The sequence below is a fragment of the Pseudomonas sp. W3I7 genome (assembly GCF_030816095.1).
Lineage (GTDB): Bacteria > Pseudomonadota > Gammaproteobacteria > Pseudomonadales > Pseudomonadaceae > Aquipseudomonas > Aquipseudomonas salomonii.
Map to the genome: position 1 here is coordinate 3,766,269 of NZ_JAUSXP010000001.1, position 18,236 is coordinate 3,784,504.

General features: G+C 60.7%; 21 protein-coding genes and 1 pseudogene. 12 read left to right on the top strand and 10 right to left on the bottom strand.

The window, feature by feature from the left end:
• Positions 1–2: 2 nt before the first annotated feature.
• Positions 3–935 (bottom strand): transketolase family protein, encoded by a 933-nt coding sequence (locus QF043_RS17280; RefSeq protein ID WP_307419497.1) that lies wholly within the window; start codon positions 933–935, stop codon positions 3–5.
• Positions 925–1,761, bottom strand: coding sequence for a transketolase (locus QF043_RS17285; protein WP_058421561.1), 837 nt, complete (start codon positions 1,759–1,761; stop codon positions 925–927). The genes QF043_RS17280 and QF043_RS17285 overlap by 11 nt, the downstream gene beginning before the upstream one ends.
• A 362-nt stretch (positions 1,762–2,123) precedes the next feature.
• Between QF043_RS17285 and QF043_RS17290 the strand changes: the two genes are divergently transcribed.
• The 9 genes from QF043_RS17290 (at position 2,124) to QF043_RS17330 (ending at position 10,481) form a co-directional block, all read left to right on the top strand.
• Complete coding sequence (locus tag QF043_RS17290; protein WP_307419499.1) at positions 2,124–3,128, top strand: ABC transporter permease; 1,005 nt, start codon at positions 2,124–2,126, stop codon at positions 3,126–3,128.
• 50 nt (positions 3,129–3,178) lie between these two features.
• A complete protein-coding gene (locus QF043_RS17295) occupies positions 3,179–4,111 on the top strand; it encodes a sugar ABC transporter substrate-binding protein (RefSeq protein WP_056857914.1) in 933 nt (310 codons plus the stop codon).
• Positions 4,112–4,126: 15 nt separating this feature from the next.
• Positions 4,127–5,635 carry a sugar ABC transporter ATP-binding protein gene (locus QF043_RS17300; RefSeq protein WP_307419500.1) on the top strand — a complete coding sequence of 503 codons (1,509 nt, stop codon included), beginning with the start codon at positions 4,127–4,129 and terminating at the stop codon, positions 5,633–5,635.
• A gap of 145 nt (positions 5,636–5,780) precedes the next feature.
• Positions 5,781–6,545 (top strand): SDR family oxidoreductase, encoded by a 765-nt coding sequence (locus tag QF043_RS17305; protein WP_307419501.1) that lies wholly within the window; start codon positions 5,781–5,783, stop codon positions 6,543–6,545.
• 20 nt (positions 6,546–6,565) lie between these two features.
• Complete coding sequence (locus QF043_RS17310; protein ID WP_056857917.1) at positions 6,566–7,366, top strand: SDR family oxidoreductase; 801 nt, start codon at positions 6,566–6,568, stop codon at positions 7,364–7,366.
• A gap of 45 nt (positions 7,367–7,411) precedes the next feature.
• Positions 7,412–8,365 carry a sugar-binding transcriptional regulator gene (locus tag QF043_RS17315; protein ID WP_307419502.1) on the top strand — a complete coding sequence of 318 codons (954 nt, stop codon included), beginning with the start codon at positions 7,412–7,414 and terminating at the stop codon, positions 8,363–8,365.
• A 23-nt stretch (positions 8,366–8,388) separates the two neighbouring features.
• Positions 8,389–9,312, top strand: a complete 924-nt coding sequence (gene tal / locus QF043_RS17320; protein ID WP_307419503.1) for a transaldolase — start codon at positions 8,389–8,391, stop codon at positions 9,310–9,312.
• Between the two features lie 381 nt (positions 9,313–9,693).
• A complete protein-coding gene (locus QF043_RS17325) occupies positions 9,694–9,912 on the top strand; it encodes a hypothetical protein (RefSeq protein WP_307419504.1) in 219 nt (72 codons plus the stop codon).
• Positions 9,913–10,262: 350 nt separating this feature from the next.
• Positions 10,263–10,481: a hypothetical protein gene (locus tag QF043_RS17330; RefSeq protein ID WP_307419505.1), complete on the top strand. Its 219-nt coding sequence runs from the start codon at positions 10,263–10,265 to the stop codon at positions 10,479–10,481.
• 144 nt (positions 10,482–10,625) lie between these two features.
• Here the strand turns inward: QF043_RS17330 and QF043_RS17335 are convergent.
• The 5 genes and pseudogenes from QF043_RS17335 to QF043_RS17355 form a co-directional block, all read right to left on the bottom strand.
• Positions 10,626–10,754: pseudogene (locus QF043_RS17335) on the bottom strand (sugar transporter); the annotation flags it as partial.
• A gap of 167 nt (positions 10,755–10,921) precedes the next feature.
• On the bottom strand, positions 10,922–11,278 hold the full coding sequence (locus QF043_RS17340; protein WP_307419506.1) for a lysozyme inhibitor LprI family protein: 357 nt from the start codon (positions 11,276–11,278) through the stop codon (positions 10,922–10,924).
• A gap of 13 nt (positions 11,279–11,291) precedes the next feature.
• Complete coding sequence (locus QF043_RS17345; protein WP_307419507.1) at positions 11,292–12,476, bottom strand: sugar transporter; 1,185 nt, start codon at positions 12,474–12,476, stop codon at positions 11,292–11,294.
• Between the two features lie 111 nt (positions 12,477–12,587).
• Complete coding sequence (locus QF043_RS17350) at positions 12,588–12,950, bottom strand: type 1 fimbrial protein (protein WP_307419508.1); 363 nt, start codon at positions 12,948–12,950, stop codon at positions 12,588–12,590.
• An 86-nt stretch (positions 12,951–13,036) separates the two neighbouring features.
• The gene (locus QF043_RS17355) at positions 13,037–14,035 is read right to left on the bottom strand and encodes a bile acid:sodium symporter family protein (protein ID WP_307419509.1); all 999 of its coding nucleotides are present in this window, start codon (positions 14,033–14,035) and stop codon (positions 13,037–13,039) included.
• An 85-nt stretch (positions 14,036–14,120) separates the two neighbouring features.
• Between QF043_RS17355 and QF043_RS17360 the strand changes: the two genes are divergently transcribed.
• Entirely contained in the window at positions 14,121–14,909 is a 789-nt protein-coding gene (locus QF043_RS17360) for a helix-turn-helix domain-containing protein (protein ID WP_236374489.1), read from the top strand.
• A gap of 145 nt (positions 14,910–15,054) precedes the next feature.
• On the opposite strand, the gene QF043_RS17365 is transcribed toward QF043_RS17360, so the two are convergent.
• Complete coding sequence (locus tag QF043_RS17365) at positions 15,055–16,068, bottom strand: ABC transporter substrate-binding protein (RefSeq protein ID WP_307419511.1); 1,014 nt, start codon at positions 16,066–16,068, stop codon at positions 15,055–15,057.
• Positions 16,069–16,233: 165 nt separating this feature from the next.
• On the opposite strand from QF043_RS17365, the gene QF043_RS17370 reads away from it, so the two are divergent.
• Both QF043_RS17370 and QF043_RS17375 read left to right on the top strand, forming a co-directional pair.
• Entirely contained in the window at positions 16,234–16,662 is a 429-nt protein-coding gene (locus QF043_RS17370; protein ID WP_307419512.1) for a hypothetical protein, read from the top strand.
• A gap of 56 nt (positions 16,663–16,718) precedes the next feature.
• On the top strand, positions 16,719–16,823 hold the full coding sequence (locus QF043_RS17375; RefSeq protein ID WP_373460707.1) for an AraC family transcriptional regulator N-terminal domain-containing protein: 105 nt from the start codon (positions 16,719–16,721) through the stop codon (positions 16,821–16,823).
• 40 nt (positions 16,824–16,863) lie between these two features.
• On the opposite strand, the gene QF043_RS17380 is transcribed toward QF043_RS17375, so the two are convergent.
• Positions 16,864–17,823: a trans-acting enoyl reductase family protein gene (locus QF043_RS17380; protein ID WP_307419513.1), complete on the bottom strand. Its 960-nt coding sequence runs from the start codon at positions 17,821–17,823 to the stop codon at positions 16,864–16,866.
• On the bottom strand, positions 17,820–18,221 hold the full coding sequence (locus tag QF043_RS17385; protein WP_307419514.1) for a VOC family protein: 402 nt from the start codon (positions 18,219–18,221) through the stop codon (positions 17,820–17,822). Before QF043_RS17385 ends, QF043_RS17380 begins: the two co-directional genes overlap by 4 nt.
• Positions 18,222–18,236: the final 15 nt, after the last annotated feature.

The following is an 18,236-nucleotide window of genomic DNA, read 5'->3' on the forward strand; positions in this document are numbered from 1 at the left end:
ATTCACCGCACGCGAGTGGCTGCCGCCACAATCCCAGCCGCATCAATGTTATGCAAGGCGCGGGTGGGTTCGCGTGCACCGGCGGCAGCGTATTCACCGTCGCCGATGCCCAGGCGGATCAAAGGAACACCCAGCCCGGCCTCGGCCAGCACTTCGGCCACCAGGCTGCCGACGCCGCCGTTGATGTTGTGCTCTTCCACGCTGATCACCGCATGCGTATCCCGCAGGGCATTGAGCAGCACCTCACGCTGCAACGGCCGGATCGACGATAGGTTGATCACTTGTGCCTCAATGCCCTGCTCCGCCAATAAGGCTGCCGCCTCCACCGCTTCATGCACGACCGACCCCAGGGCGACGATGCTCACATCCGCGCCCTGACGCAGGATATCCACCTGACCCGGCCGGAATTGATAGTCGGCGCCATGCACATCCGGCAAGGCTTTACCGTCGAGGCGGATGTACACCGGGCCTTGATAGCGCAGCGCGTAATCGACGATCTGGCGACATTCGATGGCATCGGCCGGGGCGAAAATCTGCACATTGCCAAAGCCGCGCATCACCGAAATATCGTCGAGGCTGTGGTGAGTGCTGGCGAGCGGGCCGTAGCTGGTGCCCGCGTTCAAGCCGAACATTTTCACGTTGGCCTGGTTGTAGCAAACGTCGACCTTGATCTGCTCATTGGCGCGCGAAATCAGAAACGGCGCCGCATTGCAGGTGGCCGCGATCTTGCCGCCGAGCGCCAGGCCCGCCGCGACGCTGACCAATGACTGCTCGGCGATCCCGACGTTAATCAGCCGCTCGGGAAAGCGCTGCACAAACGGGCCAATCTTGGCCGTGGAGGTGGAGTCGCTGACCACGGGCACCACATCGAGGCCCGCCTCTACCGCAGCAATAAAAGCCTCAACCATGACGCTCGCCAGATGTTCACTCGCCATGACTCAACTCCTCCAATGCTGCGTGGATTTCATCGCCCTTGGGCACGCGGTGGTGCCATTCGGGGCGGGCTTCGATAAAGGACACGCCCTTGCCTTTGATGGTGTGGGCGATCAACACCTGCGGGGCGCCGGTTTGGCTCTGCATGCTTTCCAGCGCCGGGATCAACTGGTTCACATCATTGCCGTCACACTCGCTGACGCGAAAGCCAAAGGCGGCCCATTTCACGTCCAGCGGGTCCAGCGGCATGATCTCGGCAGTCAAACCCGCCAGCTGCAGTTTGTTTTTGTCGACGATCACAAACAGGTTATCCAGCCCGTACTTGGCCGCCGCCATCGCCGCTTCCCAGTTCGAACCCTCGGCCAGCTCGCCGTCGCCGGTCAGCACATAAATGCGCTTTTTACTGCCGGACATCTTCGCCGCCAACGCCAGCCCCACCGCCACCGGCAAGCCGTGGCCGAGGGCGCCGGTGTTCAACTCGATGCCAGGGGTTTTCTGCCGCACCGGGTGGCCGGGCAAGTGTGAGTTGAAGTGCTGGTAGGTCGGCAGCCAATCGGTTGGGATGTAGCCGGCCTGCGCCAGGCAGCAGTACAAACCGCCGACGCCGTGGCCTTTGCTCTGGATATAGATATCGCGTTCCGGGTCTTGGGTGCGTTCCGGGCCGGTGTTGAGGATGCGGAAATACAGGGTCGCGAGGATGTCGGTTTCCGACAGGTCGGCCCCGGTATGCCCGCCCGCCGGTGAGTCGGCATTCAGGCGGATCACGTGGCGCCGGATCAGGCGGGCCTGTTCTTTGATCTGGTGGGCGTCGTACTGGAAGGCATTCATGCAGCGGCTCCTTTGAGGCTGACCACGCGGGGTGAAAGTGTTCAGCACTGCATTTGAATATTTATTCAGTACTGACAATATATTTCTATTTAGACGCCGATCCGCCAGCAGGTCAAGTGAGTGATCGGCGGAAAAATGAAATAAACCTTGGTAAACCCCCTCGGACCAGCGGCCAAAATCCGCCGCGCGCTCCACTAAACCGTGGCTTTGCGGCCAACGCGAACAGCCGTTTGACCGCCTGCATGAAAAATTAAGCGCTTGACTTTGACACGGTGTCACTAGAATCTGAATTAACAGTCAGGCATGCATAAATATTCAAGCCGCCTGAATGAACTCCAAAAAAAATAAGTCAGGAGAACAAAGTGGACGCCAAAGCCTCTGTCCATCCGGCCGATCTCAAGCCGACCCGCCGCCCCAGGCTGGTGAAATTGCTCCCCAGTAATATCGGCGGCCCGCTGATCGGCCTCGTACTGCTGGTGCTGGTCTTCTCCTTCAGCTCCGAATTCTTCTTTTCCTTGCGCAATGGCCTGAACATCCTGGATCAGGTCACCGTGCTGGGCATCCTGGCGATTGGCATGACGGCGGTGATCGTGATCGGCGGCATCGACTTGTCCGTAGGTTCGGTGCTGGCCTTCTCGATGATGATGCTCGGCTGGTTGTATCAGGACCAGGCGGTGCCGCTGGGCTTTGCGATTCCAATTTCGATCGCCAGCGGCATGCTCGCCGGGCTGGTGTCCGGTGGGCTGATCACCTACGCCAAGTTGCCGCCGTTTATTGCCACGCTGACCATGATGTCGGTGGCCCGTGGCCTGGCGAACATTCTTACCGAAGGCCGGCAGATCGTCGGCTACCCGGACTGGTTCACCAGCCTGGCCACGGTGCGGCACTTTGGTTTCCTGTCGGCAACCGTCGGCTTGTTCCTGGTGATGCTGGTGGTTGCCTGGGTGTTCCTGCGCTTTCGTGCCGGTGGCCGCAACCTCTACGCCATGGGCGGCAGCCCGGAAGTGGCGCGCTTGTCGGGCATCAAGGTGCGCGCAATTACCTTGTGGGTGTACGCCGTGAGCGGTGCGCTGGCCGGTATCGCCGCCGTGACCCTGGCCGCGCGCCTGGACTCTTCGCAACCGAGCGCCGGGCTGAGCCTGGAACTGGACGCCATCGCCGCCGTGGTGATCGGCGGCGCCAGCCTCAGCGGTGGCGTCGGCAGCATCGGCGGCACCCTGGTCGGCGTGCTGATCATTGGCGTGCTGCGCAATGGCCTCAACCTGCTGGGCGTTTCGCCCTTTATTCAACAAGTGGTGATCGGCGTAGTCATCGCCCTCGCCGTGACCATCGACACCCTGCGACGCCGCTCCAGCACTGCCCGTTAACCCTGTTCGACAGTTGACACCCTCCAACAATAAAACCAGGAGTCACCGACATGTTCAGCCCCAAAAAACTGCTTATCGCTACTGCTCTGGCTGCCGCAACGCTCACCGCCGCCGGCACCACCTGGGCCAAGGACCTGACCATCGGCCTGGCCGTGGCTAACCTGCAGGCCGACTTTTTCAACCAGATCAAGCAATCGGTGGAAGCCGAGGGCAAGGCCAAGGGCATCAAGGTGATCACCGTGGACGCCCAGGGCAACTCCTCCACCCAGGTCAGCCAGATTGAAGACCTGATCACCCGCCAGATCGACGTGCTGATCTACATCCCGGCCGGCGCCACTGCCGCAGGCGTGCCGGTGAAAGCCGCCAAGGCTGCGGGCATCCCGGTGATCGCCGTGGACCGCAACGCGCCTGACGCGCCGGGCGACACGTTCATCGCCAGCGACAGCGTCGCCGGTGCCAAGGCGCTGGCTGAATACGTCGGCAAAATCACCGACGGCAAAGGCCGCATCGCCGTGTTGCAAGGCCAGCTCGGCACCACGCCCGAGATCGACCGCGCCAAAGGCTTTGAAGAGGGCCTGAAAGCCTTCCCGGACCTCAAGATCGTCGCCCAGCAACCCGCCGAATGGGCCCAGGACAAAGGCTTTGCCGTGGCCCAGGACCTGCTCCAGCGTGACCCGAATATCAGCGTATTCTTCGGCCGCGCCGATGCCATGGCCTTGGGCGCTGCCCAGGCGGTGAAAGTCGGCAACCTCGACCACAAGGTCGTGGTGGTCGGTTTTGACGGCGATGTCGCCGGCCTCAAGGCCGTGGAAAGCGGCGTGCTGGACGCCACCATGACCCAGCAGACCCAGAAGATGGGCCGCCTCGCCGTGGCCTCGGCGATTGACCTCAAAGCCGGTAAAGCCGTGCCCAAGGAGCAACTGCTGCCCACCGTGCTGACCACCAAAGACAACGTCGCGCCGTTCCTGCAACAGCACCCGTGAACCTGGGAGGTCGCCATGCAAGCAGCAGCTCTGGACACCGCAGCCGATGCGGTGCTGTGCCTGCGCAACATCAGCAAGGCCTATGGCCCGGTGCAGGTGCTGTCGCAGGTCAATGTGGACATCCGCCCCGGCGAAGTACTGGCCTTGCTCGGCGAGAACGGCGCGGGCAAATCCACCTTGTCGTCGATTATCGCCGGGCTGGTGCAACCCGAAGCCGGCGGTAGCATGACCTGGCTGGGCCACCCCTATGCACCCGCCTCTCCGGGTGCGGCGTTGGGCGCGGGGATCGGCTTGATCCACCAGGAAATCCGCCTGCTGCCGCAATTGTCGATTGCCGAGAACATCTTTGTCGGCCGCCTGCCCATGCGTCACGGGCGGGTCGACCGCGAATACATCGAGGCCCAGGCGCAGATCCAGCTGGAGCGCCTGGGGCTTGACGTGCCGGCATCGCGCAAGGTCGAAGGGCTGAGCGTGGCGGCGCAACAACTGGTGGAAATCGCCAAGGCGCTGACCCTTAAAGCGCGTTTGTTGATTCTGGATGAACCGACCGCCGCCTTGGGTGGCGAAGAAACCGAGTTGCTCTTTCAACAGGTCGAGCGGCTCAAGGCTGAGGGCGTGTCGTTTATCTATATCAGCCATCGCCTGGAAGAAATCGCACGCATTGCCGACCGCGTGCTGGTGCTGCGCGACGGTCGCCAGATCGCCCTGCACGCCACGGCCCAGGTGCCGGTGCGGGAGTTGGTGGAGCAGATGGTCGGGCGCAGCCTGGAGCGAATTTTCCCCACGTTGCAGGCGCCCAAAGAGCAGGTGATGTTGCAAGTCAAGGGCTTGAGCTGCCGTGAGTTTGCCCTGCACGGCATTGATTTCAGCGTGCGCGCCGGTGAGGTGTTCGGCATTGCCGGAGTGGTCGGTGCCGGGCGCACCGAACTGGTACGCACCATTGCCGGTGCGGCCCAGGACATCCAGGGCCACATGCAGCTCGACGGCGAAGTTCGCCAATTGCGCTCGCCGTTCGAAGCGATCCAGGCCGGTGTGGTGTTGGTGCCCGAAGACCGCAAGCAACAAGGCGTGGTGGTGGAACATCGCATCGAAGACAACCTGATTTATGGCAACACCGACCTGCTCGACCAGCGCGGCTGGGTGTTCCCTGCCCCACTGCGCGAATTTGCGCGCACGGCGGTGGCGCGCCTGGGCGTGAAAGGCGCGCCGCAATCGCGGATTTCGAGTTTGTCCGGTGGCAACCAGCAGAAGGTGATCATTGCCAAGTGGCTGGCGCGCAACCCCAAGGTGTTCATCCTCGATGAGCCCACACGCGGCATCGACGTGGGCGCACGCGCCGCGATTTATGAGGTGATCGCAGACCTGGCGGCCAAGGGCATGGCGGTGATTGTGGTGAGTTCGGATTTGGATGAAGTGCTGGGGCTGTCCCATCGGGTAATGGTCATGAGCCGGGGGCGGCAGATGGGGATTCTGGAGCGCGGCGAGGCTACGCCGGTTTCGGTGATGGAAATGGCCACCGCTTAACCCACAAACACTAGAGATCAACTGTGGGAGCTGGCTTGCCTGCGATAGCGGTGGTCCAGCCACTATAGATGTGACTGAACTATCGCTATCGCAGGCAAGCCAGCTCCCACAGGGTTGAACTGTGATTTCACGAATGGAGTAACGCATGCAACTTTTTAGTCTTCACGGCCAAGTCGCCTTCGTCACGGGCGCAGGCAGCGGCATCGGCCAGGCCATCGCTGTGGGCCTGGCCGAAGCCGGCGCCGACGTAGCCTGCTTTGACCTGCCCGGCAGCCCCGGCATCGCCAGCACCGTCGAGCGCATCCAGACCCTCGGCCGTCGCGCCCTGGCCTTGAGCGGCACGGTCACCGACCGCAGCACCCTCGACGCCGCCGTGGCCCGCACCGAAAGCGAACTGGGCGAACTGAGCGTGGCGGTCAATTGCGCCGGCATCGCCAATGCCCAGGCCGCCGAAGACCTGGAACTGCAACGCTGGCAAGCCACGCTGGACATCAACCTCACGGGCATCTTCCTGAGCTGCCAGGCCCAGGCCGCCGTGATGCTGCCGCGTGGCAAAGGCGCCATCGTCAATATCGCCTCGATGTCCGGCAGTATCGTCAATCGCGGCCTGCTACAGGCGCACTACAACACCTCCAAGGCCGGCGTGATCCACCTGAGCAAAAGCCTGGCGATGGAATGGGCCGACAAGGGCCTGCGAGTCAACTGCATCAGCCCCGGCTACACCGCCACACCGATGAACTCGCGGCCGGAAGTCGCCGACCAGGTGAAGATCTTTGAACAGACCACGCCCATGGGCCGCATGGCCAGCGTAGACGAAATGGTCGGCCCGGCGATTTTTCTGGTCAGCCAGGCATCGTCGTTCTGCACCGGCGTCGACTTGTTGGTCGATGGCGGTTTTGTCTGCTGGTAAACCTCTTTTTGGAGCCTGTCATGTCGCAACGATTCAGCGGTAAAACTGTAGTCATCACCGGTGCCTGCCGTGGCATCGGCGCCGGCATTGCCGAGCGTTTCGCCCAGGAAGGCGCCCACCTGGTGCTCGCCTCCAACGACCTCGAGCGCGTGACCTTCACCGCTGAGCAACTGGCCAAGGAATACCAGGTCGACACCCTCGCACTGGGCATCGATGTAACCTGCGAAAGTGACATCGAAAAGCTTTACCGCGAAGGCCACGCACGCTTTGGCAGCATTGACGTATCGGTGCAGAACGCCGGCATCATCACCATCGACCACTACGACAAAATGCCCCGCGCCGACTTCGACAAGGTGCTGCAAGTCAACACCACCGGCGTGTGGCTCGGTTGCCGTGAAGCCGCCAAATACATGGTCAAGCAAGGCAGCGGGCGGCTGATCAATACTTCGTCCGGCCAGGGCCGCCAGGGCTTTATCTACACGCCGCACTACGCCGCGAGCAAAATGGGCGTGATCGGTATCACCCAGAGCCTGGCGCTGGAACTGGCGCGGCATAACATCACGGTGAACGCGTTCTGCCCCGGCATCATCGAAAGCGAGATGTGGGACTACAACGACCGGGTGTGGGGCGAGATCCTCAGCACCGAGGAAAAACGTTATGGCAAAGGTGAGTTGATGGCCGAATGGGTCAAGAACATCCCCCTGCGCCGCGCCGGCAAACCCTCGGATGTGGCCGGGCTGGTGGCGTTTCTGGCCTCCGATGACGCGGCATACCTGACGGGCCAGGCAATCAATATCGACGGCGGCCTGATCATGTCGTAAGGGTTTGGTATCCTCACCGGCATTGAAACATCAACTGAGGCCTTCATGAGCCAGATCGAAGAACAGCGCCTGATCACCAAGATCGCGAGCCTCTATTACGAAGAAGGGCTCAAGCAGTCCGAAATCTCCGCGCAGCTGGACCTTTCGCAGTCTTTTATCAGCCGCGCCCTGCGCCGGGCGCTGCAGGAAGGCATAGTGAAGATCAGCGTGATGCGCCTGCAAGGCCTGCACCTGGAGCTGGAAACCCAGTTGCAGCGCCGCTACGGCGTGCGCCAGGTGATCGTGGTAGAAGCCACCGAGCCGGGCAACGACGAAAGCATCAAGCAGGCTATCGGCTCGGCCGCCGCGCATTACCTGGAAACCAGCCTGTCGCCCCAGGACCATATCGGCATTTCATCCTGGAGCAGCACCATCCGCGCCATGGTCGGCCATCTGCATGCGCAACCGGGCAAGCAAGGCGCCCAGGAAGTGGTGCAACTGCTCGGTGGCGTCGGCAACAAAGGCGCGTTTGAAGCCACCTTGCTGACCCAGCGCCTGGCCACCCTGCTCAACTGCCCGGCGTTTTTGCTGCCGTCGCAGAGCATCGAGCAATCGGTGGAAAGCAAGCAGCGTATTGTCGAGATGGAAGAGGTCAAGGAGGTGCTGCAGCGCTTTGACAGCATCACCCTGGCGATTGTCGGCATTGGCGACCTGGAGCCCTCGCAACTGCTGCGCAACAGCGGCAACTACTACACCGAAGACATGCTGCGCCTGCTGGCCGAGCGCGGCGCGGTGGGTGATATCTGCCTGCGCTACTTCGATGCCCAGGGCAACCCGGTGCTGGAAGAAGACGAAGAATTTGTAGTGTCGGTGGCGCTGCCCAAGTTGCGCTCGATCCAACGCGTGCTCGGCCTGGCCGGCGGGTTGAACAAAGTGCAGGCCATTCGCGGCGCGCTCAAGGGCGGCTACCTCGATGTACTGATCACCGACCTCGACACTGCCCAGGCCCTCAACCACTAACCCTATTCTGGAGACCGCCGCTCATGACGTCCAAGCTCGAACAACTCAAGCAATTCACCACCGTGGTCTGCGACACCGGCGACCTGGAAGCCATCAGCCGCCTGCGCCCGGTGGATGCCACCACCAACCCGTCGCTGCTGCTCAAGGCCGCCGCCATCCCGGAATACGCCGAGCTGCTGCGCAATGCCGTGAGCCTGTCCAAAGGCGATGTGGACCTGGCCTGCGATCACTTTGCGGTGTCGGTGGGTGCGGGCATTCTCAAGGTGATTCCGGGGCGTATTTCCACTGAAGTCGACGCACGCTTGTCGTTCGACGAAGACGCGTTGTGGGCCAAGGCCAACCAGCTGATCGCCCTGTATGACCAGGCCGGTGTCGGCCGCGACCGTGTGCTGATCAAACTGGCCTCCACCTGGGAAGGCATCCGCACCGCCGAACGCCTGGAAAAAGCCGGCATCCAGACCAACCTCACGCTGTTGTTTTCCTTCGCCCAGGCCCAGGCCTGCGCCGATGCCGGGGTGTTTTTGATCTCGCCGTTCGTGGGCCGCATCTACGACTGGTATCGCAAAAACACTGGCCTGGACTACACCGGTGCCGAAGACCCAGGCGTGCAGTCGGTGACGCGCATCTACAACTACTACAAGGCCAATAAAATCGACACCGTGGTGATGGGCGCAAGCTTTCGCACTTTGAGCCAGATCGAAGAACTGGCCGGCTGCGACCGCCTGACCATCAGCCCTGACCTGCTGCAAAAACTGGCTGACGATAACGGCGTGCTGCAACGCAAATTGGCGCCGGGTGCAGAAGGCGAAGTGCGTCAGCCATTGACCGAAGCGCAGTTCCGTTGGGCGTCGAATGAAGATGCGATGGCGACTGAAAAACTGGCTGAGGGGATTCGCCAGTTTGCGCGGGATCAGGAGAAGCTTGAGGCTGTGCTGGCTGCGCTATAGGAATGTGAAGCCGCACACGATCAACTGTGGGAGCTGGCTTGTGGCGAGCAGGCTTGTCCTGCGTTGGGCTGCGAAGCGGCCCCGGCTTTTTCTAGCCACCGCGTCGACTGAATGGGGCGGCTTCGCCACCCAACGCAGGACAAGCCTGCTCGCCACAACAAGCCCGCTCCCACAGAAAAGCAAATTGCCAATGTTCCCACGCTCTGCGTCCGCTCTTGGGTTAGTGACACTAAGCGTCGCAGGATGTATGTATGCCTCGTTTGGGAACGATCAACGTAAACTTATCGCAAAACATTATAAAAACCTGTGAATTATCACAGTATACAGCGCCGATGATGCTTTTTAGTCTGTGGTGGCAAACCACCTTAAAGGAGCATTATCATGCCAATCGTCGAAACTTACAGGGGTTATCAAATTGAAGAGGGACTAACGGGCGGTCGTTACGACAGCAATAACAACCTGGTCGATCAATCCACGGCCTACACGGTCATCAGCCCAAAAGGAGAAAGAAGCCTGACCCAATCGACGTTAGCCCAGGCAAAACGCTATGTTGATCTGAGGATCTCGCCTCCTCCCCCCCAGCAAACCCATCACGACTAAGCGAGCGCATTTGCTGATGTGCAGATCAAAACCCGGCTGTATTTGTCATTCAAATACGGACACTGTCACCTGCGCAACATACCAATCCGCTGCTTATAGGAATTGCTCAGACAACCCACTCTAAGAGCCGCAGGTATGAGGCTGTTCTGCCAAAACCCGCTAAAGATAACGGCCAGCTCTGACGTAACCCAACACCCAATTATATCGCTAAAAAGTATATAAACCTGTGAGACCTGACAGTACCAACCCATTCTAAACAGGTCTATATTCAATCTATAAAATAGAATATTCCTCACAGACCACATCCATAACCTGCCCGCTAACAAAACAACTTAAAGAGGAAGAATGATATGGCACTTATCGAGAACTACAAAGGCTATGAAATTCACGACGGCCCGACCGGAGGGCGTTACGACGCTAATAATAATTTGGTTGATCAAGTAATAGCTTATACTTGCACCCGGCCAGACGGCTCTACTTTAAATTCTACTAAAAGTTCGCTGAATGAAGCCAGAAAGGCTATTGACGATGAACTATCGCCGCCCAAAAACACCGGCAGAATACATTGAGACATGAGGATAGTCGTAGGGTATTTAAAATATTGCGAAATACCCTACTCCTTTCACCGTATCGATTCGCTATCTTTTAACAAACAGGACCAGCAACCGCATTGTCGGGATGCTACACCCGTCCCAAACCGCCGAATCGCCAGGCAAAACCCGATCAACGATGCCCGCGCCGCACACCAGCAAAATCAGGGTTACGGCGCTACCGCCCATGCCAGCCACGCCTTCGACGAAGGGTTCGATGTAGCTGTAGGCGGGGAATTGTGCGGTGACGAGTTTGCGCGGGATCAGGAAAAACTCGAGGCGGTGCTGGCTGCGCTATAGGAATGTGAAGCCGCACACGGTCAAATGTGGGAGCTGGCTTGCCTGCTCCCACAGAAAAGCCTGCTCTCCACAACAAGCCAGCAAGCCACAGGTTGCTTTGTGCCTGCTGGATTGCGGGCTCAAAACGGCCCTTTCGTCATCACTCGCTCATCAATAAAGCCGCGCAACAGGCCGATCCGCTGCGTATAAGCAGTGCTCAGGCAACTGACTTTCGCCCCGCAGGCATGCCGCTGCTTGAGCCACTCGGCTTGCCCGTCCATCAACGAACCGCGCCCGCCCATGGCCATGAAGTGCTTGTTCAGGTCGTAGAGCAACGCCATGGTGACGTCCTGGTCGTTGAGGCTGACGTTTTTGCAGATGGTGATTTCGTCAGGTGCCCGAGCCTTGGCGCAGTCGAAACTGGCGGCAACGCTCGAAGGGCTGAGCAACAGCGCAGACACACTGGCAAGCATCGCGAAAACAGCAGGTTTGATCATCAATCGTTACTCCTCAGTTACGCACCACACCCGTCCCAAACCTGCGAATCGCCAGGCAATACCCGATCAACGCCACCGCCGCCAACGCCCCGCCCGCCACGCCGACCCAGGCGAAGCCGAAGTGGCTGCCGACCCAGCTGCCCATCAGGGCGCCGCCGCCGATGCCGATGTTGTAGATGCCGGAGAACATTGCCATGGCCACGTCGGTGGCGTCCGGTGCCAGCACCAGCACCTTCGATTGCATGGCGAGGCCGAAGCCCATGATGGCCATGCCCCAGAAAATGCTCAGTACCACCAGGTATGACTCGGCGCCGCTCAAGGGCAGCATCAGGGTCAGGCAGGCCGCGAGCAGGAACACCGCGCTGACCACGAAGACATGCGGGTTGAAACGGTGCACCAGGCTAAACAGCAGCGAGCCGATGATGCCCGCACCGCCGAACACCAGCAAAATCAGGGTGACGGCGCTACCGCCCAAACCGGCCACGCCTTCGACGAAGGGTTCGATGTAGCTGTAGGCGGTGAATTGCGCGGTGACGGTCATGGCAGTGAGCACGTAAAGCGCCACCAGTGCCGGGCGTTTGAACAGCAACGGCAAGCTGCGCAGCGAGCCGGAGTTCTGGCTCGGCAGCGGCGGCAGGGTGCGCGCCAGCCAGAACACCAGGGCGGCGGCAAACGCGGCGATCACCAGGAAGGTGGTACGCCAGCCCATGGCTTCGCCGAGCAGGCGGCCCAGGGGAATGCCCAACACCATCGCAAGGGATGTGCCGGTGGCCAGTAACCCTAGGGCTTGCACCTGCTTGCCTTCCGGCGCCAGGCGCACGGCCAGGGACGCGGTAATCGACCAGAACAGCGCATGGGACAACGCAATGCCGATGCGACTGACCATCAGCAGGCCGAAACTGTTGGCGACGCTGGAGAGGATATGGCTGGCGATAAACAGGCCGAACAGCACGATCAGCAACTTGCGCCGCTCGACGTTACGCGTCAGCAGCATCACCGGCAGCGAGGTCAACGAGACGATCCAGGCATAGATGGTGAGCATCAGGCCGACGCTGGCGATGGGCATGTCGAAGCTGGCACCGATGGCGCTGAGCAGCCCCACGGGCACGAATTCGGTGGTATTGAACACGAAGGCGGCCAACGCCAAGGCGATGACCGGTTGCCAATTGGCTTGGGGGGTGGCGGCTGAAATGCTCATTGGCGGGCGAGATACTCTGGCGATGATCCAACGGCCGCGCAGAACAGCGCCGCCGCCGAGCATTCTATAGGTTTCTTGGCCCGCTGTTGACGCGGATCGTCGCCCGACGGCTTAGGGCGAGGTCATGGTAATCACGTAGTTGCCCGACTGGATCGGCTTCCCAAAGGCGTCCACCAGCAGGTAACGCTGGTTGTAATAACGCCCGTCGCCGCTGTCTGCCACCAGCGTTACATGGGCGGCGTTGACGCTGGCCACTGGCGCCATATTGCGCACCTCGAAGCGACTGCCGCGATTGGAACGGGCACACCCGGTCAGCTCCATCACCGCGCCACTGCGCGCATTTGTCGCACAGCCAGGTTCGACGATGGCGCCGCGAAATTGAATGGTGCCCTGCCCTATGGTCTGCGCGGCACCACAGGCGCCCGCCCATAGGCAAAGCAGGCCGGTAAACAGCGAAATACCTTTAACGTTCATGCCGACACTCCTTATTGGGCTCTCAATAAGGAAGTCGTCCGCTCGGGCGTTAACTTGAGGTCAATCGCGCCAAGGTGTGCGCTGGATCACGGATCGACCTGCCCCATCATCTCGGGGATGCTTTCCGGGCGCCTGGCATAGCGCTGCGCCAGCGCCGCGCAGACCATCAACTGGATCTGGTGAAACAGCATCAACGGCAAAATCAGCACGCCCATGGTCGCCCCGGCGAACAGCACCTGGGCCATCGGTACGCCGGTGGCCAGGCTTTTCTTCGAGCCACAAAACAGGATGGTAATGCGGTCTTCCTGGCTGAAGCCTAACGCCTTGCCCAGCACGGTGGACGCCACCAGCACCAAGGCCAGCAACACGCAGCAGGCGACGACCAGACCGCCCAGCTCCCACAGCGGGATCTGGTGCCAGATGCCTTCGTTGACCGCTTCGCTGAACGCGCCATACACCACCAGCAGAATCGAGCCCTGGTCGACGAACTTCAGCCAGGACTTGTTACGCCCCACCCACTCGCCAATCCAGCGCCGGGCGATTTGGCCCGCCACAAAAGGCAGCAACAGTTGCACGCTGATTTTCAGGATCGCATCCACGGTGGAACCGCCATCGCCGTGCACGTTAAGCAGCAAGGTCACCAGCAACGGCGTGAGGAAGATGCCGAACAGGCTGGAAGCCGCCGCGCTGCAGATGGCTGCCGGGATGTTGCCGCGCGCCAGCGAGGTGAAGGCAATCGCCGATTGCACCGTGGCCGGCAGCGCACACAGATACAGCATGCCCATGTACAGGTCATTGCCGATCAGCGGCGACAGCAGCGGCTTGAGCGCCAGGCCCAGCAACGGGAACAGCACAAAGGTCAGGCTGAACACCAGCAAATGCAGGCGCCAGTGCCCGGCACCGGCGACGATGGCCTGGCGTGACAGCTTGGCGCCGTGCAGGAAAAACAGCAGCGCGATGGCCAGGTTAGTCACCCAGCCGAAGGCCACGGCGGTCTGGCCGCTGGCGGGCAGCAATGACGCAAGGATCACCGTGGCGATCAGGGTCAGGGTGAAGTTGTCAGGTAGAAAACGCGGGCGGGTCATAAGCAAATCTTCCAGGGGTTGCCAAGAGCATCGCTGCGACTCTAACTTAACCGCTTGTTACCGACTAACGCCAATGAGCCAGTAAATGCCGCCTAAAGGACATGACAAGACGGTTCGACGCAGTGTGCCCGGGCTTTCCAGCCTGCCACGTCCGGTGTATGGGCGCACCGAATCGCTGCCCAACCGCGCCCTGACCCGTAGGCACAGCCACCCGTGGGTGCAGCTGTCGTATGCGATTTCGGGTGTGCTGGAGATCCAGACCAGTGTCGGCCGTTTCGTCGCCCCGCCCCAGCGTGCCGTGTGGATTCCGGCGGGCGTGCCGCACCGGGTGTTCAGCTCACCGCACACGGAAATGCGCAGCCTGTACCTCGATTGCAGCGTCACCGCCTGGGCGGCAGAGCGTTGCCAGGTGCTGGAGGTGAGCAGTTTGTTGCGCGAGTTGATCCGCAGTTTCAGCGAGTTGCCGGTGGAATATGCCGTAGACGGGCCGGACGGGCGGCTGGCCCAGGTGGTGCTCGACCAGCTTGCGGCCGCGCCCCAAGTGGATTTGATGCTGCCGTTGCCCCATGACCCACGGCTGCGGCAGATTTACCGCAGCCTGAACCTGCACCCGGAGCAGCAGACCACCCTGGGTGACTGGAGCCACAAGCTTGGGGTCAGTGAAAAGACCCTGAGCCGGTTGTTTTTGAGGGATACCGGGCTGACCTTTCGCGCCTGGCGTCAGCGCCTGCGCTTGCTGAGCGCCCTGCCCGCGCTGGAGCAAGGCGAACGGGTGACGGATGTGGCGCTGGGGTGTGGGTATGAGTCGACGTCGGCGTTTATCAATGCGTTTCGGCAGCAGTTTGAGTCTACACCGGGCGAATTCTTCCGCTGACATAACAGGTGTAGGAGATCCAATGGTGGGAGCGGGCTTGCTCGCGAATACGGTGAACCAGCCAATGAATCTGTCGACTGAAACACCGCATTCGCGAGCAAGCCCGCTCCCACACTTTGACTGTATTTCAATTCAAAAAAGGCGCTTAGCTGCCATCTCCACCATGGGCCTCTTCAAAGAAGTAATCCTTCCAGCTCGCCGCCTTGTTCTTCAACACACCCAATTCCTGCAACTTCTGCGCATAGATAAACGTACGCTGCGGCACGATGGTGAAGTCGATTTCCGGGTCCTGGACGATTTTCTCCACCAGATCCAACGGCAGCTTGGATTCCTCTACGCGAATATACGTCTTGGCGGCCGCAGGCTTGTCAGCCTTGATGATCTTCTCGGCCTCCGCCAGCGCGTCATAAAACGCCTTGTAGGTCTTGGGGTTGTCATCGTGAAATTTCTGCGTGGTATAGAGCACGTTGAACGACGCCTGCCCGCCAAGAATGTCGTAGGAACTGAGCACCTTATGCACGTTGGGGTTCAACAACTCCTGATACTGAAACGGCGGGCTGGAGAAGTGTGAATTGATCTCCGAACCACCGGCAATCAATGCCGCCGTGGCATCCGGATGGGCCAGGCTGATGGAGATGTCGTCGAACTTCTTGAAATTGGCATCGCCGAACAGCTTGGCGGTCTCGATCTGCAAGGTCCGTGACTGGAAACCCACGCCGGCGGCCGGCACAGCGATGCGGTCTTTCTCGGTGAAGTCCTTGAGCGTCTTCACGTTGGGGTTGTTGGTGAGCAGGTAATTGGGCATCGACCCCAGCGAGGCGATGGCCTTGACGTTCTGCTTGCCCTTGGTGCGGTCCCACAGGGTGAGCATCGGCGGCACACCGGCCGAGACCACATCCAGGGCGCCGGCCAGCAGCGATTCATTCATGGCGGTCGCGCCGGAAATGCTGTTCCATTCCACTTTGATATCCAGGCCCTGCTCCTTGCCATGTTTTTCGATCAGGTGCTGGTCGCGCACCACGTCGAGGATCAGGTAGCCGATACCGAATTGCTGGGCAATGCTGATCTTGCCTTCGGCCTGGGCGCCGGGGCTGAGCAAGGCGCTCGCGGCCGCCAGGGACGCGGCCAACAGGGTCAGGGAGGAACGCTTGAAAGTCATGGGAATCTGCCGCGTTTTCGAGAAGGTGATAGAGCCTAGCGACGAATTTTAAGACTGGAAAAGAATATCGGGATCTATTGTTATGCTAATCATCCCCAAAATGCCGTATGGCTGTTATTGTGCCGCGCTTTGAAATACACCTGCCAACCTGCGAGGAAATAGACGTTGAACACTGACGATAAAATGACTGGGGATCTGTTCGAGGTCGATAAGCGCCTGTCACTCAAGCCCGTGGTGGACTTCAACGCTTACCTGCGCAGCGCGTTCGGCGATGGCCCGTGCACCTGCGTGCGCTGCACCGCCGCCAACGGCGACGAAACCGGCTACGCGTTCCAGCACACCTTCAGCTTTGACGGCAAACCCACGCACCGCCGCTTCGCCTCAACGGCGGGCAGTGATGTGTTGATGGTGTTGAAGAAAGCGTGGTTGTCCTACACCAAGGCCGAGCTGCCGCTCAACAGCGTATTGGTATTGGAGACGGTGAAGGAGTTTGTCGAGCCGCAACTTCACAAGCGCTTGGCGCCGCTGTTTCTGGCCAGTGGGTTGGTCAAGGATGTTGAAGGCGAGCTACAGATTCAGCCCCAGGCCGCATAGTTCCAGCAGCACCACAGTACAAACTGTGGGAGCTGGCTTGCCTGCGATGGCGGCTGATGGACCGTCCAGGCGAAGCAGCGGTACTGGTGCCGATGATCAAGCGAGAAATCCTGTTTCGGGTGTTACAAGGCTCGCCGCGAAGCGATAAAGGGTGTCGATAACCGCGAGGTCCATGGCGGTCATGCGGGCATTCCAGTGGGGTTAATAATCGATGATCCGCGTGCCGGCAATGGACTGCGCAAAGCCCACACCGAAGAGTTTCGCCGGGGTTTCAAAACCCGGCCGGCGTTCGCCAGCCAGTACTCTGCGCGCCGCTTCCACGGCAGCCAGCGGGGTGTAGCTGTAGCCGTTGACGGTTTCAATCACTGAGCGCGCAACGCTGCCGTCAGCGCCCGTCACCTCAGCGACGGCGCGGGCACGATGGGCATCGCGCTGGGCTTGCGTCGGCCCATCGGGCAGCAGCGACAAGTCGCCTTCGGGGAAGGCCTCGCCGGTGATATGCACAAACATGGCGATGTTCGGCACGGCGCTGGAATGCCAGGCGGTGACCAGGTCGCCGAAGGATAACGGCGCACACAACACAGGGCCGGCGCCGAAATCCAGGGACTGGAGCGCAGCATCGGGGGTAGCGACCAGTTCGCCATTGATGCGCGCCATGACGCCTGCGCCGAGAATCTCGCTGACACTCATCGCCGAACCACGCGACATGGCGCCAGGGACCTGCAACGCGAGTTTGAGGGTGTGCGGCTGTTGTACGCGGCGGGCGACGTGCATCGCCAGGCAGTCGCTGGGGACCACGTCCCAGCCAACGCCGGGCAACAGCATCACCTGCGCCCCACTGCCAAGCCTCTCGGCCAGACGGTACACATTGATTTCCGCGGTGATGTCCAAATAGTCAGTGCCACTTGCAATACACGCGCGCATCAGCGGTTCGGCGGTGTGAGCGAAAGGCCCGGCGAAGTTGAGTAACACGTCGATCCCGTCCAACTGGCTGGCATCGGCAGCAAATACCCGGTAAGGCACATCCAGCGTTGCGGCAAGCAGTGCCAGCCGGGCTTCATTGCGCCCGGCAATCACCAGGTCCAGGCCCAGGGCTTTGGCGTGCTCGGCCGCCATGCGCCCGGTGTAGCCGGTAGCACCGTAAATCATCAGAGTTTTCATGCGCTGTGCTGCCAGTTCTTATAGACGAATTCAAGGCTATAGCCATCCGGGTCAAACACGTTCGCCGCGTAATAGTCAGGGTCGTAGTGCAGGCGCGCACCCGGCGCGCCGTTGTCGGTGGCGCCATGTTCCAACGCGGCGGCGTAGGCTATTTCCACCTCGGTACGGTTGTTGGCGATAAAGCCCACGTGCACCGCTCGCCCCTCGACCACGCCTTTACGCAGCCAGAAAAACATGCGCCCCTTCGCGCCAAAACCCTTGAGGTCGGGATGCCCAGGTGGGCCGTCCTTGCCGTCGTAGTCAAAACGCGCGGTGATGCCCAGAGGCGCCAGGGTGGCTTGGTAGAATCGGATCGAGCGCTCGATGTCGCTGACAGAGATAAACAGATGATCCAGCATGGTATGGCCCCGCCA